General features: G+C 64.8%; 11 protein-coding genes and 2 pseudogenes. 10 read left to right on the plus strand and 3 right to left on the minus strand.

Annotation, left to right across the window (positions count from 1 at the left end; translation table 11 throughout):
- The 4 genes and pseudogenes from IEZ06_RS24440 to IEZ06_RS24455 form a co-directional block, all read left to right on the plus strand.
- The coding region (locus IEZ06_RS24440) for an integrase core domain-containing protein (RefSeq protein WP_229798623.1) at positions 1 to 580 on the plus strand (580 nt) is incomplete at its 5' end.
- A 762-nt stretch (positions 581 to 1,342) separates the two neighbouring features.
- Positions 1,343 to 2,488 (plus strand): annotated as a pseudogene (locus IEZ06_RS24445) (IS256 family transposase); the annotation flags it as partial.
- A gap of 134 nt (positions 2,489 to 2,622) precedes the next feature.
- A complete protein-coding gene (locus IEZ06_RS24450) occupies positions 2,623 to 3,957 on the plus strand; it encodes an ISL3 family transposase (RefSeq protein ID WP_189239023.1) in 1,335 nt (444 codons plus the stop codon).
- Positions 3,958 to 3,960: 3 nt separating this feature from the next.
- Positions 3,961 to 4,176: pseudogene (locus IEZ06_RS24455) on the plus strand (IS256 family transposase); the annotation flags it as partial.
- Positions 4,177 to 4,622: 446 nt separating this feature from the next.
- On the opposite strand, the gene IEZ06_RS24460 reads toward IEZ06_RS24455, so the two are convergent.
- Positions 4,623 to 5,156 (minus strand): hypothetical protein, encoded by a 534-nt coding sequence (locus tag IEZ06_RS24460; RefSeq protein ID WP_189239024.1) that lies wholly within the window; start codon positions 5,154 to 5,156, stop codon positions 4,623 to 4,625.
- 71 nt (positions 5,157 to 5,227) lie between these two features.
- Positions 5,228 to 6,181: a hypothetical protein gene (locus tag IEZ06_RS24465; protein ID WP_189239025.1), complete on the minus strand. Its 954-nt coding sequence runs from the start codon at positions 6,179 to 6,181 to the stop codon at positions 5,228 to 5,230.
- A gap of 404 nt (positions 6,182 to 6,585) precedes the next feature.
- On the opposite strand from IEZ06_RS24465, the gene IEZ06_RS37705 reads away from it, so the two are divergent.
- The 3 genes from IEZ06_RS37705 to IEZ06_RS37710 are packed head-to-tail and all read left to right on the plus strand — an operon-like array spanning position 6,586 to position 7,689.
- Positions 6,586 to 6,972 (plus strand): transposase family protein, encoded by a 387-nt coding sequence (locus IEZ06_RS37705; protein ID WP_373293925.1) that lies wholly within the window; start codon positions 6,586 to 6,588, stop codon positions 6,970 to 6,972.
- On the plus strand, positions 6,923 to 7,408 hold the full coding sequence (locus IEZ06_RS36610) for an ISAs1 family transposase (protein WP_268245625.1): 486 nt from the start codon (positions 6,923 to 6,925) through the stop codon (positions 7,406 to 7,408). Before IEZ06_RS37705 ends, IEZ06_RS36610 begins: the two co-directional genes overlap by 50 nt.
- Positions 7,409 to 7,419: 11 nt before the next feature.
- A complete protein-coding gene (locus IEZ06_RS37710; RefSeq protein WP_203872160.1) occupies positions 7,420 to 7,689 on the plus strand; it encodes a transposase in 270 nt (89 codons plus the stop codon).
- 11 nt (positions 7,690 to 7,700) lie between these two features.
- Here the strand turns inward: IEZ06_RS37710 and IEZ06_RS24475 are convergent, their stop codons facing one another.
- Entirely contained in the window at positions 7,701 to 7,898 is a 198-nt protein-coding gene (locus tag IEZ06_RS24475) for a nucleoside triphosphate pyrophosphohydrolase (RefSeq protein ID WP_189239026.1), read from the minus strand.
- 329 nt (positions 7,899 to 8,227) lie between these two features.
- Between IEZ06_RS24475 and IEZ06_RS24480 the strand changes: the two genes are divergently transcribed.
- The 3 genes from IEZ06_RS24480 to IEZ06_RS24490 are packed head-to-tail and all read left to right on the plus strand — an operon-like array spanning position 8,228 to position 14,324.
- Positions 8,228 to 9,973 carry an HsdM family class I SAM-dependent methyltransferase gene (locus IEZ06_RS24480; RefSeq protein ID WP_189239027.1) on the plus strand — a complete coding sequence of 582 codons (1,746 nt, stop codon included), beginning with the start codon at positions 8,228 to 8,230 and terminating at the stop codon, positions 9,971 to 9,973.
- Entirely contained in the window at positions 9,970 to 11,163 is a 1,194-nt protein-coding gene (locus IEZ06_RS24485) for a restriction endonuclease subunit S (protein WP_189239028.1), read from the plus strand. The genes IEZ06_RS24480 and IEZ06_RS24485 overlap by 4 nt, the downstream gene beginning before the upstream one ends.
- Positions 11,163 to 14,324: a type I restriction endonuclease subunit R gene (locus IEZ06_RS24490; protein ID WP_189239083.1), complete on the plus strand. Its 3,162-nt coding sequence runs from the start codon at positions 11,163 to 11,165 to the stop codon at positions 14,322 to 14,324. The genes IEZ06_RS24485 and IEZ06_RS24490 overlap by 1 nt, the downstream gene beginning before the upstream one ends.
- Positions 14,325 to 14,470 lie beyond the last annotated feature (146 nt).

The raw sequence follows: 14,470 nt of genomic DNA on the forward strand, positions 1-14,470 counted from the left end.
GACAAGTCGCATCCAAGCAGGCTGGAAGGCACCTTTCCTTGTGATCTCACATTCCGTCACCACTGCCGACGGCGCTGGTGAAACGCTCAGGCTGGTCGTCATGGAGGTCGCCACCCGACGAGTGCACCTGCTCGACGTCACCGATCACCCCACCGGGGAGTGGGTCGCTCAGCAGGCCCGGAACCTGATGATCGAGCTGGGAGATCGGGCCGAAGGCTTCCGCTTCCTCATCCGGGACCGGGATGCGAAGTTCACCACCGCGTTCGATGAGGTGTTCACCGGCACGGGCATCCGGATTCTGAAGACGCCTCCGGGGGCTCCGCAGGCGAACGCCTGCGTCGAGCGGTGGATCGGCGGGCTGCGCCGGGAGGTCCTTGACCGGATGCTGATCGTCAACGCCCGTCACCTGCGACGCGTACTGGCCGCGTACGAGGCTCACTTCAACGAGCACCGCCCGCACCGATCCCTGGGTCAAGCCGCTCCCCTTCGAGCCCTGCCCGACCCGGTCGAGGCCGATATCGAGGTCATCCGCCGTGATCGTCTCGGCGGGCTGATCCACGAGTATGCGCAGGTCGCATAGGGTGGCCGGGTTTCTGGCACCCACCCTGTTCGGCGGAGCGATTCGGGAATTCGTCCACAAGCTCAGAGCTCCTGTGGGTTATCCGTCGCCGCAGCTCGGTGGGCTTGCTGTCTGTTGACCGCTGGAATGGTCTTCGGAGGCATAGCGGCCCGGCGAGGTCTTCTGTCGTGCTCTTCCGGTGGCCGTCTGTGGGGTCTGACCCGAAGAAACGCACCTAAACGATCTACTGTGTGCCCGGTCCGTGCCCGCGAGCAAACATGGAGCAAACATCGCCGTTCTCCGGCTCGCGAAGACCCCGCCTGGCCCGAGAAATCGCAGGTCAGACGGGGTGCGAGTGGTAGGGCGCCTGGGACTCGAACCCAGAACCTACGGATTAAAAGTCAGCAGCCCGAATGCCGTCCGGTGTCACGGCGTGCTGTCTTGCGCCGTCCTGTCCGGAAGCGTCCTTGCCGTTCTGCCGGGCCGTGACACCGAGTGCCGCGCCGTATCAGGACACACGAGCAAACACCGAGCAAACATAGGGCCTTTGACCATTATTCACTGTCGGCCGCCAAGGGCGCCTGCTTCGGTGAAGTTCCAGGTCAAGCCTCATGTGACGAGTTTTGACGCGGTACAGGGTGCGCACCGTACGGGCCGAGTGCACCGACCGCATGCTGATCTACAACGAACGGCACGGTGGCGTCCCGGATGCGGTGTAAAAACAGCGGGCGTAGGTTGCCGTGTTGAACCGACCAAAGTTCGCACAGCAGGAGACCTACGCCCGTGGCACGCAGACTATCGCCCACCCAGGCCATCCGCGCCGAGATCGACGCCCTGTTCACCGACGGCCGCGACCTCGTCGAGATCCTTGAGGACGTCGCCCGCCTGGGCGCCCGCCTGATCATCCAGACCGCCGTCGAAGCCGAGGTCGAGGCCTTCCTCGGCCGCGCCCGCTACCAGCGCACCGCAGCGGTCGGCGAGGAGACGACCGTGCGGCCCGGCCACCGCAACGGCCACTGCCCCACCACCATCAAGACCACTTCCGGACCGGTCACCATCGCCCGCCCCAAGCTGCGCGGCACCACCGAGGCGTTCGCCTCCCGCCTGTTCGGCACCGGCGTCACCCGCACCCACGCCCTGGAGACCCTCGTCATCGCCTCCTTCGTGCGCGGCCTGTCGGTCCGCGACGTCGAAGCGACCCTCGCCGACGCCCTCGGCCCCGAAGCGGCCCTGTCCAAGTCCACGGTCTCGGCGATCTGCCAGGCCATCGTCGCCGAGTACGACACCTGGTGCCGGCGCGACCTGACCGCCATCGAGCTGGACTACCTGTTCGTCGACGCCTCGCACTTCAAGATGCACGACGGCGCCCGCGCCGAGCCGGTGCTGGCCGCCTGGGGCATCACCACCGGCGGCAAGCCCGTCTTCGTCGGCCTGGCCGCCGCCGGATCCGAATCCACCGACGCCTGGGGCGACTTCCTGGCCGATCTCGTCGGCCGCGGTCTGCGTCCGCCGCTGCTGGTCGTCTCCGACGGCGCACCCGGCCTGATCAGCGCGGTCGAGCAGGTCTTCCCCGCCTCGCTGCGCCAGCGCTGCCTCATCCACCGCCTGCGCAACATCGCCGCCAAGGTCTCGACCGCCGACCAGGCCGCGGTCAAGGCCGCCTACTGGAGCCTCTTCGACCTGGCCGGCCTCGACGAGGCGGCTGTCGCGCCCGGCCAGCGGCTGGTCGAGCTCATCCAGGACCGCATCGACGCCTTCGCCGAAACCTGGGGCCGCTCCTACCCGGCGGCGGTCAAGAGCCTGCTGACCGACCGCCACAGCCTGACCACCTACCTGCGCTTCCCGATCGAGCACCACAAGCGCGTGCGCCACTCCAACTTCATCGAGCGGACCTTCGGCGAGACCCGCCGCCGCGTCAAGGTCATCGGGGCTCATCGAACTTAGCCGGGGTCCGAGCACCCACCGGACCGTTCGGAGCTGAGATCGCCTCTTGAGGGAGCCCGCGGCTCTCGTTGATCATTTCTGTTGTCTAGGCAGAAGATCATAACAGAAGAGCCGCGAGCATGGTCAACGATACGACCCGGCTGCTGGGCCTGGAGGGCCTGGCCGTCGTCGACGTCGTCGCAGCAGGTCAGAACGGGGATGAGGGCGGGCAGGGGCCGATCGTGCATCTGGTCACCGCCGACGAGGCCACCCGGGCCTGCCCCGAGTGCGGAGTGGTGGCGGCCCGGGTCAAGGAGTGGGTGACCACCCGCCCACGTGACCTGCCGGTCGCCGGACGCCGCTGTGACCTGCGCTGGCGTAAACGCCGCTGGTACTGCGACGAGCAGGACTGCCCGCGCGGGACGTTCACCGAGCACGTCGCCCAGGTCCCGGCCCGGGCCCGGCTGACGGCGCGATTACGCCAGACCGCCGGGGCGGCGGTCGCCGACGGCGGAAGGACGATCGTGCAGTCGGCTCGCGACCATGGCGTGTCCTGGCCGGTGGCCTGTGCGGCGTTCACCGCGCACGCCGCCCGCGTCCTGCCCGATCAGCCCGTCCCCGTCACGGTGCTGGGGATCGACGAGATCCGCCGTGGCCGTCCCCGCTGGACCTGGGATGAGACCACCGGCACCTGGCAGACCGCCGTGGACCGCTGGCATGTCGGCTTCGTCGACATCTCCGGCGGGCAAGGGCTGCTCGGCCAGGTCGAAGGCCGTACCAGCGCCGCCGTCACCGGCTGGCTCGGCGAGCGCAGCCAGGCATGGCGCGATGGCGTGGCCTTCGTCGCGATCGACATGTGCACCATCTTCAAGTCCGCGGTCCGGGCAGTGTTACCGCAGGCCAGGCTGGTGATCGACCACTTCCATATCGTGCAGCTGGCCAACGCCGCGGTCACCGAGGTCCGCCGCCGCGTCACCGTCCAGGTGCGGGGCCGGCGCGGGCGCAAGGGCAACCGGGAATGGGAGCTGCGCAACCGGCTGACCCGCTCGGCCGCCCGGATGCACGGCTCGCAGCTCGATCCGATGGTCGATGACCTGATGGCGCTGCCGAAGCGGATCGGTGTGCCGATCCTGGCCGCGTGGAACGCCAAGGAAGACCTGCTCGACCTGCTCGCACTGGCCCGCACGCACCCCGATCGCACGGTCATCGCCGACCGGCTGTTTCGCTTCCATGACCGGTGCGCCGCCTCCGGCCTGCCCGAGCTCCACCGCTTGGCGGGCACGGTCGAGACCTGGTGGCCCGAGATCCTCGCGTTCATCCAGACCGGCGTCACCAACGCCGGCTCCGAGGGCACCAACCGAGTGATCAAGACGGTCGCCCGAGACGCCTACGGTTTCCGAAACCCCGAAAACCAGCGTCTACGCACCCGCTGCGCCACCACCCGACGAAGCCGCGGATGCCTCAACCCCGCTTAACTTCGAAGAGCCGTCATCGGCCGCTTCCCCGGCGAGACCTCCTGCGTGTCCCTCGTGTGGGCCGTGCTGGACCGGGCCTCCCGGGGCTGGCGCGGTTTCACCATGGCCCCGGCCGGACTGCGCGTCCTGCAGGACCTGCGGCGCGCGCTGCTGCACCCACCGGCCCAGCTTCACCCCGCCGACCAGCCGGCCTTGGCAGCGGCTGTCGAGGCGGCCTAAGATCCACCCACGGCACCTACCTCGTCGAGCTTTTTACACCGCCCCGAGGACGCCACCCGGCACCTGCGCTCAGCGCTGATCGAGTATGCCGCTCACTACAACGGCCGCCGGCCGCACCAGTCCCGCTCCCAACGGCCACCCGATCACGACGAGCCGACCGTGATGCCGCTGGAAGGTCGGCTCGAACACCGGAAGGTGCTCGGCGGGTTGATCAACGAGTACCACCGAGCCGCGTAACCGCCCCGGAGAACGCCCAGTTCAAGCCCTACGCGATGAATTTTGAAGCGGTACAGGGTTGGTGCGGCTTGGCTACCGGGTTGGCGAGGTTACCGCCGGTAGATCTTGCAGCCCCTGCAGACGCTCAGACATGCGTCGGCCAGTGCCTTTGTCTGAGTTCCGTCCTCCGTAACCTATGATTCAGACCCAGGCTCTGTGAATTAATCTCTTTATTTGGACATGGCCTTATAAGCGGACCTAACTCGTCGAATCACCATTAGAAGCGTTAAAACTAGATGGGTAAACAGTGTAGAAAATAACCCGGCCATGTCAGAGTTGAGCCCGGCCTCTAAAGTGGAGGGGCTTATAAAGGCTACTGGAATAACAAGAATAACTGTAACGAGGAGTCCGATTCCGCATGAATATGAAACATTTGCGCGGAGTTCGTCGACCAGTGTTGGCAGCTTATCCCCCGACTTATAGCGAGGATCGTCGGCTATCTTCACTCCAATGCTAAATATGTGCAGCATTAGACCGAACAGGAATCCCGTAAGGATGGCGACGCCGCCTAGCATCACATCGCTTATGTAAAGTTTTACATCCCTGATCCAGCAGAATATTCCGATGCCCGTGGGGATGGCATAAAATAAGACAATATCGGGCCAACTGGTATGACTTTTATTGTCGCGGTCAAACTCGTAGAGAGTGTTGAAATGATCTTTGACGAGATCGCGGATACCGAGACGCCCGAAGTAGCGGCGCATGTGGGGACTCACCTGGTAGACACCTCCGGTCAGCTGCCTGCTGAGCAGCTAAGGTGGCTTCCTTGCCTTTTCTACCCAAGGGTACTACCTAGGTCCGACAAAATATTAGCAGCGTGATCTCGAAACCTTCCCCACAATGCATCATCGACCAAATCTTTTTCGAGCTCATATATGAACTGAGGTAGCTGGCCTCTCTCTATGACGATTGTTCGCTTAGTATTATCATGACCAACCTGCATCTCAACCCGCTCATGATCGAAGTGTTCTTCGTCGCGAGGTGTAAGCTCTGCCGGATGAGGTACCTCTCGGACTACTACACCGCTATGACCGTCCGCTGCCCTGTCACGTCCCTCTGTCATCTGCGAAAGAACTGACCGGAAGGCTCTCCCTATTCGTCGCGCAACGCCTCCAGTAACTGTCATTCGGAGATCTCCCGCGCTACGTCGCTCAGGTGCAAGGTCTTCTAGCCTGGTAGAGCGATAGATATAGGAAATTTCATAAGTCTGCGCAGAATCAAGGAATTTCTCCCACGCCTTTGGATCAACGAAGGGGAGAACGTCGAAGCGGACATTCTGTTGAACGCCAATTTTCTTCAATACGTGCCTCTCGATTATGTTTTTTAGGTGTCGAGCGCCCTTCCGCTCGCAGAAAAGTAGTCCCACCCTTTCTCCTGTCGGGATGATCAGCATCGCCCGGAGGTCGATCATTGTCGCGTCGCGAGCACCGTAACGGCGCCTATCCCCCGAATCGACATTTGTTAGATTTCCGGCAGTGCCATACGGTCCCGCGGAGCCTTGGATGGTGATTGCTCTCCCGGAGCGATGAAATCCCTGCACATCGAACGCCTGTTCGTAGCGCTCCTCAATCTGAGGGCTGAGTTCGTCGCTAAGGGCTTTAAGGATTGCTTCTGTGTCTTGGAGCGTGTCAGCACCATTGCCGTCCAGGTCATCTAGCGGTCGATACTCGTCTTTCCGCCTCAAAACGTGCGCCGTAACCTCATAGACGACGTAGCCGACCTTGGCCATGCATCCTCCTTCTGTACCGTAACCGGTGTATTTATTGCTTGGAGTTCTATATCATATTTCCTACCCATGTGCACCTCGCTCCACTTATGGGAGGTTTGGGACATTTCGGTAATCGGAGTCGAATTGTTTTCATTCTCGAAGGCGGGAGTGCGGGAAGTTGATCGCTTGGTCGATGTGGGGTCCCGGCGCAAGCAACTGAGATCTTGAGTCTTCCGCCGACGGTGCTCGAGAGCCAGGGTCCCGGCGTAGTGGAGTCGGATGCCTGGATGTCCGATTCGAATGGGCGTGAGAGGCGGCGTTGACAGCCCGCCGCGGGGGTCACACGGTGAGGAGCGGGACACGCGAACAGGCACGGCCTTCGGGATCATGTGGTTGTCGAAGCCTAGTAATCACCAGAGAAGACCGTGCCTGCCTCCACATCATCGCCGATCACCCCCGTCTTGGGCCAACTCGCGGCCCTGACCTGCCCGACCACTGACCCCGAACCCATCGACTACGCCGGCCTGCTGGAACACCTGGCCCGCATCCCCGACCCCCGTGACCCTCGCGGAGTGCGCCATACGCTCGGTTCGCTGCTGGCCGTAACCACGGCGGCGATACTGACCGGAGCACGCTCCTTCACCGCGATCGGTGAGTGGATCGCCGACGCCCCCGCAACCGTCCTAGCCGCGCTCGGCGTCCGCCAAGACCGGCTGACCGCACACCCGCCGCACCGTCCAATGATCGACCGCGCCCCGGGCAGTGGCGGTGGACGGCAAAAGCCTGCGCGGCGCCCGCACCGCAGGCGGTGAAGCGGTGCACCTGCTGTCGGCCGTAGACCAGGCCGACGGCCTCGTGCTGGCCCAGACCGGCGCGGACGGCAAGACCAACGAGATCACCCGGTTCCGGCCACTGCTGGAGAGCCTGGACCTGACCGGCTGCGTGGTCACCGCCGATGCGCTGCACACCCAGCGCGATCACGCCGACTTCCTGGCCGGTGAGAAGAACGCCCACTACATCGTGATCGCGGGTGAAGAACCAGCCGAGCCTGTACGCGCAGGTCAAAGGACTGCTGTGGCGCAAGGTTCCCGGCGGCGCGAGCGGGGTCATGGCCGTGAAGAGCAGCGCACGCTCAAGACGGTCACGGTCAAGGCCGGTCTGGGCTTTCCGCACGCAGTCCAGGCCCTGCAGATCAAACGCCAGGTCAGGAGCCTGTGCGGGGGCCGGTGGCGGACCGCCATCGTCTAGCCGTCACCAGCGTGCCGGTCTGGCAGGCCACTGCTGACGAACTGGCCGGCTGGGTCCGCGGCCACTGGCCGATCGAGAACCGGCTGCACTGGGTCCGCGATGTGACCTTCGGTGAAGACCACTGCCAGGTTCGCACCGCCAACGCGCCCCGGGTGACGGCCGGGCTGCGCAATCTCGTCATCGGCGTGCTCTGCCGGTCCGGATCCGGCAACCTCGCCAAGACGATCCGCCACCTCGGCCGGGACGCCACCCGGGTCCTGCCGATCCTCGGGTTCACATGATCACAAGATACTCAGCCGACTTTGCCGGGGCCCTGGGGACCGGCTTGGCGCAGCTCTTCGGCCTTCTCGGCGAGCTTGGCGGTCAGCGCGGAGGCCAGCTCCGCCTCGTCGAGGACGCGGACTGTGGCCGTCCGGCCGGCGGCTTCGATGATCTCCGGAATCCGGTCACGGATCAGCTTACCGTGGACGATCCTCTGCCCCTGGCTCAAGATGTCACTCTCCTGGCCGATACTGCCTGCGTGGATTACCGACGTGGTGTGGTCACTGCCGAAAGCGTACGGCGTGCCATCGTGCCGGTATCTGTCAAACCTGGGGTGCCCCATGACTGATCTCTCGTTGCTCGTGCTTTGTGTCGGCCCCCTTCGCTACGGTGCGGGTGGGCCTGGGTTCTGCCTGACTCTCCCCGTACACAGGAGGCCGAAGTGCACGAAGATGGCTTCATGACGCCCCCGTCAGCGGACGTGCGTTGCCTTGCGTGGGCGCGACTAACCCATGTGCCGACGCAGCCATGCACGTTGAGTGATTCCTGAGGAGCCTTGTGAGCACGCTCGGTAGTTTCATCTGGTCGATCGCCGACCAGCTTCGGGGCCCCTACCGCCCCAACCAGTACGGGAACGTGATCCTCCCGTTCACGATCCTTCGGCGCCTCGACTGCATCCTGGAGCCGGACCGCCAGACCGTCCGGGAGCTGGCCGCGGCACACGAGAACCCGAACCGGCTCCGGATCGAGGTCAAGAAGAAGACCGGTCGACCGTTCTACAACACCTCGGAGTACGGCTTCGCCAACCTGCTGCAGGACGCGGACGGGCTCGAGGACAACCTCGTCGACTACATCGACCGGTTCTCCGCCGATGTCGACGTGTTCGAGTACTTCGACTTCAAGAAGGAGATCATCGCCCTGGAGAAGGCCGGTCTCCTGCGCGAGATCGTGAAGTCCTTCGGCGCCGTCGACCTGCACCCCGATGTCGTGTCCAACGCCGACATGGGGGACGCGTTCGAGTACATCATCCGCAAGTTCAACGAGGCCGCGAACGAGACCTCCGGTGACCACTACACTCCGCGTGACGCGATCCGGCTCCTAGTCGACCTGCTCTTCGCCGAAAAAGACGCCGCCCTGACCGAGGCCGGGATCATCCGCACGCTCTACGACCCCACCGCCGGCACCGGCGGCATGCTCTCCCTGGCCGAGGAGCACCTGCTCGCGCAGAACCCGGACGCCCGGCTGAGCCTGTACGGCCAGGAGTACAACCCGCAGTCGTACGCGATCTGCAAGTCCGACCTGCTCGCCAAGGGCCACGACGCGTCCAACATCGCCTTCGGCAACACGCTCACCGACGACGCCTTCAAGGGCCGCCAGTTCGACTTCTGCATGTCCAACCCGCCGTACGGCGTCGACTGGAAGCAGTACGCCAAGGCCGTCACGAAGGAGCGCGACGAGGCCGGCCCGTACGGCCGGTTCGCGCCGGGCCTGCCCGCCACCTCGGACGGCCAGATGCTGTTCCTGCTGCACCTGGCGCATAAGATGCGCGCCCCCGAGGACGGCGGCGGCCGGGTCGGGATCGTCATGAACGGCTCGCCGCTCTTCACCGGCGCCGCCGAGTCCGGCCCATCGAACATCCGCAGGTGGCTGCTGGAGAACGACCTGGTCGACGCGATCGTCGCGCTGCCGACCAACATGTTCTTCAACACCGGCATCGCCACCTACATCTGGATCCTCGACAACACCAAGCATCCCGACCGCAAGGGCCTGGTCCAGCTCATCGACGGCACGTCATTCTGGACCAAGATGCGTAAGAACCTCGGCAGCAAGGGCCGCGAAATCAGCGATGCCGACCGCGCCAAGGTCGTCGGTCTGTACGCCGACTTCACCGACGCCGACCCGGACTTCTCCAAGGTGCTGCGCAGCGACGAGTTCGGCTACTGGACCATCACCGTCGAGCGGCCACTGCTCGACGAGGACGGCAAGCCCGTCGTCGACCGCAAGGGCAAGCCGAAGCCCGACTCCAAGAAGCGCGACACCGAGAACGTGCCGTTCACCTACGGCGGCTCGACCGCCGGACCCGCAGGCAGGATCGAGGTCATCCAGGCGTATTTCGACACCGAGGTGAAGCCGCACGTCCCCGACGCCTGGATCGACTGGGCCAAGGTCAAGGTCGGCTACGAGATTCCCTTCACCCGCCACTTCTACAAGTACGTCCCGCCCCGGCCGCTCGCCGAGATCGACGCCGACCTGGAGAAGCAGGTCGCCAAGATCCTCGACCTGCTGAGGGAGGTGGAGGGGTGACGCGATTCGGGCACGCAATGGAGAAGATTGATGAACGCATCCCAGGCATCGATCTTCCGCTGATGTCGGTTTCGCAGACCCGCGGGGTGATCCGGCGGAGCGAACTGACGGATGCGCCTCAACGGGCAGAATCTCTCGACGCGTACAAGGTCTGTCGTCGGAACGACATCGTGTTCAACAAGATGAGCATTCGAGCGGGCGCAATGGGCGTCGCCCATGAGGACGGACTGGTCACCTACCATTACGAGGTCATGCGACCGCGTCCAGGAACTGACGCCCACTTCATTTCCTACCTGATGAAGTCATCTTGGTTCACTGAGGAGCTCATCAAGCGCGAGCGTGGGATTGGTGCTGGCGACCAGGCGAACGTTCGAACTACAGAGGTTCCATTCTCTGCGTTGAAGACGATCGACGCCTTCATTCCGTCCTCCGAGGAGCAGCGCGCGATCGCCGACTACCTCGACCGCGAGACCGCCCGCATCGACACGCTCATTGAGGAGCAGCATCGCCTGATCGAGATGCTCCGCGAGCGACGTGCCGCTGCAATCGCGAGCACTTTGACTGACCTGCGCGCCGCCATGACCAGGCTGAAGTACGTCTCGACGATCCAGACAGGGATCACATTGAGCGGCGAGGGTGACCCGGTTGACCCAGAATGGCCATACCTGCGCGTCGCAAACGTCCAGGTTGGATACGTGAATCTCGGTGAGATCAAGACGGTCCGCGTTCCTTCGGAGCGCGCTGTTCGCTCCATGCTCCAGCGTGGGGACGTCCTGATGACCGAGGGCGGGGACATCGACAAGCTGGGGCGAGGGGCACTGTGGCACGGTGACCTGCCCAACATGCTGCATCAAAACCACATCTTCGCAGTCAGGCCGAACGGAAGTCTCGACTCGGAGTTCCTGGTCTATTGGCTCGACGGTCCGGTCGCCCGGACCTATTTCCGTACTACGGCAAAGCAGACGACGAACCTTGCTGCTACCAACAAGTGGACGGTCGGCAACCTCCCTGTAGCGCTGCCACCTATCGAAGACCAGAAACGAACCATCGCTGCCCTCGACGAGCAGACAGCCGCGATCGGATCGCTCATTGCGGAGACCAAGCGGCTCATCGAGCTCGCCCGTGAACGCCGGTCAGTCCTGATCACGGCGGCCGTGACGGGTCAGATCGACGTACGCGAGGCCGCGTGATGGCCGACCACAACGAGGTTGTCTTCGAGACCGAGATCTGCGAGCACCTCGCGGCCCACGGCTGGCTGTACTCGGCCGATGACACCGGCTATGACCGTGAGCGGGCGCTGTTCCCCGAGGATCTGTTCGCGTGGCTGGAGGTGACCCAGAAGCCGGCGTACGAGAAGGCGTTGAAGGCGGCCGGGTCGCGGGAGAAGTTCCTCGACGTGCTGGCCACGGCGCTGGACAAGTCGCTGGAGCACGGCGGCGGGATGCTGAACATCCTGCGGACCGGGGTGCAGTACATCAGCGGCGGCCGGTTGAAGATGGCGCAGTTCCGGCCTGACACATCGCTGAACGCGACGACGAACGCGCACTATGCGGCGATGCGGGTCCGGGTGATGCGGCAGGTGCACTTCTCGACCGCCGACCAGCGCAGCATCGACCTGGTGTTCTTCGTCAACGGGCTCCCGGTCGCGACGGTGGAGCTGAAGACCGACTTCACCCAGTCGCTGGACGAGGCCATCCAGCAGTACCGCAAGCACCGCAACCCGATGACCAACGGCCGGCGCGAGCCGCTGCTGTCGTTCGGGCACCGGGCGCTGGTGCACTTCGCGGTCTCCAACGACCGGGCCGCGATGACGACCCGGCTGGAGGGCGAGCCGACGCACTTCCTGCCGTTCGACACCGGCTGCGACGACGGCGCCGGGAACCCGCCCGGCACCGACGGGCGGTCGGCGACGGCGTACCTGTGGGAGCGGGTCTGGGAGAAGCACGCCTGGCTCAACATCATCGGCCGGCTGATGATCGTGGAGACCAGGACGGAGTGGGACGTGGCGACCGGCACGTCGGTGCGCCGTACGAACATGCTGTTCCCCCGGTTCCACCAGTGGGAGGCGGTCACGAAGATCGTGGCCGCCGTGGCCGAGGAGGGTGTCGGCCGGCGGTACCTGATCGAGCACTCCGCGGGGTCGGGGAAGACGAACACGATCGCCTGGACGGCGCACCGCCTCGCGCGGCTGCACGTCGACGATGCGAAGGTCTTCGACTCGGTCATCGTGGTCGTCGACCGCACGGTGCTCGACGGGCAGCTTCAGGACGCGATCCGGCAGCTCGACGGCAGCGGGAAGATCGTCGCGACGATCAGCCCCGAGGACGTGCGCAAGGCCGGCGCGAAGTCGAAGTCCGGCCTGCTGGCCCAGGCGCTGAAGAACGGCGAGCTGATCATCGCGGTGACGGTGCAGACCTTCCCGCACGCGCTCGACGAGATCCGGGCCGACTCCGGCCTGAAGGGCAAGCGGTTCGCCGTCATCGCCGACGAGGCGCACTCCTCGCAGTCGGGGCAGATCTCCTCGAAGCTGAAGCAGGTCCTGACCGCCGAGGAGATCAAGGAGATCGAGGAGGGCGGCTCGGTCGACGTCGAGGCGATCCTGGCCGCGGAGATGGCCGAGCGGGCCGAGTCGGAGAACATCTCCTACTTCGCCTTCACCGCGACGCCGAAGAACAAGACCCTGGAGCTGTTTGGCCGCAAGGGGCCGGACGGCAGGCCGCGCGAGTTCCACCTGTACTCGATGAAGCAGGCGATCGAGGAGGGCTACATCCTCGACGTGCTCAAGGGCTACCAGGCGTACGAGACCGCGCTGAAGATCGCCGACAGGGCCGTGAGCGGTGGCAGCGGCGACGGCGGCGGCGAGGTCGAGGAGTCGGCCGCGCGCAAGGGGCTGATGCGGTGGGTGCAGCTGCACCCGACCAACATCAGCCAGAAGGTGCAGATCATCGTCGAGCACTTCCACGCCAACGTCGCTCACCTGCTGGAGGGCAAGGCCAAAGCGATGGTCGTCACCGACTCGCGCAAGGCCGCGGTGAAGTACAGGAAGGCGATCGACGCCTACATCGCCAAGCGGGCCGCCGAGGACGCGTCGTACAACTACCGGACCCTGGTCGCGTTCTCCGGGTCGGTGTCGATGACCGAGGACGAGGAGTGGGGCCAGGACTGGGGGCCGACGCCGTCGAAGGACGACGAGTTCACCGAGGCCAAGATGAACCCCGGAGCGGGCGCCGACCTGGCCGCGGCATTCAAGGGCGAGACGTACAAGATCATGCTGGTCGCCAACAAGTTCCAGACCGGCTTCGACCAGCCGCTGCTGTCGGCGATGTACGTCGACAAGAAGCTCTCCGGGGTCGCCGCCGTGCAGACGCTCTCCCGGCTCAACCGGACCCACCGCACCGTCGGCGGGGAGCAGAAGGCCAAGACGTTCGTCATCGACTTCGCCAACAAGCCCGACGACATCAGGGCCGCCTTCGAGCCGTACTTCACCAACGCCACCCTGGAGGCCGAGACCGACCCGTACGTCGTCGTCCACCTTGCGAACAAGCTCGCCCAGGCGGGGATCTACACCGGGGAGCAGGTCCGCCAGGTCGCCGGGCTGTGGGTCGCCCGCAAGGGCAACAACGCGCTCTCGGCGGCGATCAGCCCGGCCCAGCATGACTTCCGGCGTCGCTACGCGGCGGCGATCGAGGCCGAGGACCGGGTCACGCTCAACACCCTCGATCTCTTCCGCAAGGACGTCTCCACCTACGTGCGGCTCTATGACTTCATGAGCCAGATCGTCGACTACGGCGACCCGTACATGGAGATGCTCTCGATCTTCCTCCGGCTGCTGGAGAAGGTCATCGCCGAGTCCTCCTGGAGCGCCGATGTTGACCTTTCGGACGTGGTCCTGGTCGGGGTGAAGCACACCAAGAAGATCGCCATCGACATCTCGCTGACCGGGGACGGCGAGCTGAAGGGGATCAGCGCAGCGGGCACCGGCGCCAAGAAGGAGCCGAAGTACGTCGCGCTCCAGGTCGTCATCGACAAGATGAACGACCTCTTCGGCGCCGAGTCGTTCACCGAGTCCCAGATCCGGGAGTTCGTGCAGGGGCTCGTGCAGCGGCTGCTCGCCGACCAGGACCTGGTCAAGCAGACCCGGGTGAACTCGAAGAAGCAGTTCATGGAGTCGCAGGACTTCCAGTCCGCCGTCACCGAGGCCGTCGCCGACAACCAGGAGGCGCACAACACCATGGCCGACTACTTCTTCACCGACGGACCTGCGATCAAAGGGATCATCGTGGCGCTCGCCGACGCGTTCTACGAGGCCGCGATCGACAAGGAGGCAGGTCAACCTTACTCGGGATCTTGAGGCATCCCCTCACAGTTCCTCCCTCGTGTTCGTGGAGCCCTGCAGATCAGACCGTTCGGAGACAGCGCGGGCCCGCAACCGGGCGATTCGAATATCAAGGCTCCCCAGGTGCCCATGACAGGCGACTGGATTGGTGAGATTGACCA

The organism is Planomonospora antibiotica (genome assembly GCF_014647955.1).
In the GTDB taxonomy this organism is placed as follows: domain Bacteria; phylum Actinomycetota; class Actinomycetes; order Streptosporangiales; family Streptosporangiaceae; genus Planomonospora; species Planomonospora parontospora.